The following is a 650-nucleotide window of genomic DNA, read 5'->3' as shown; positions in this document are numbered from 1 at the left end:
TAAAAAAGAAAAACATCTCAATGCTTGCCTTTCTTTTTTCCATGAGAGTTTCAAATTGATAAGCCTGTCTGAAAAGAATACTGTTTATGCCCTTAAAGATACTGCTCTTGTATCAAGATCACTTACTCAGATGAAAATTGCAGTTTGGCCAAATGCGCATAAACATTATTTTTTATAATGAGTTGTGTGTTCCTTCTTCCACAAAAGCGCCTTTATCCATCACGAGAATACGATTAGCTTTTAAAATTGTTGCCAAACGATGTGCAATGACCAGGATTTAGGATTTTGTATCAATCCTTCTAAGGTATCTTGCACCAACTTTTCAGTGTTTGCATCTAAAGAAAATGTTGCTTAATCAAATAGTAATACTTTGATTTATAATAATAATTCATTGTCTTGTATGTTGAATGAGAATCCCGAATACCGTAGGATTCTCTCATTTCAAACCATGTTTCATGGTGAACCAACCAAAACCATGCCTTTTGCACGTACCAAGCGGGGAAAGCCCGCGTGAATAAAAAACTATTAAGAAAGAACTTAAAATGCCTATAATAAATTATCTCAAGTGCCAAGGGCTGTAGCAACATCCACGAGTTGGCAAATATAATGATGGTGCCGGCTTGCAACAAGAGGGCTGCATTTCTTAAAAT

Annotated in this window: 1 pseudogene; it reads right to left on the bottom strand. The window is 35.5% G+C overall.

Features of this window, described 5'->3' with window-relative positions:
• Positions 1–122 precede the first annotated feature (122 nt).
• Positions 123–351, bottom strand: a pseudogene (locus ACFIL8_RS12055) (ABC transporter); the annotation flags it as partial.
• Positions 352–650: the final 299 nt, after the last annotated feature.

Source organism: Bartonella sp. AP57NXGY (genome assembly GCF_042195805.1).
In the GTDB taxonomy this organism is placed as follows: Bacteria; Pseudomonadota; Alphaproteobacteria; order Rhizobiales; family Rhizobiaceae; genus Bartonella.
The sequence above is the reverse complement of the archived record's forward strand: the minus strand, read 5'-3'. Positions and strand labels throughout refer to the sequence as shown.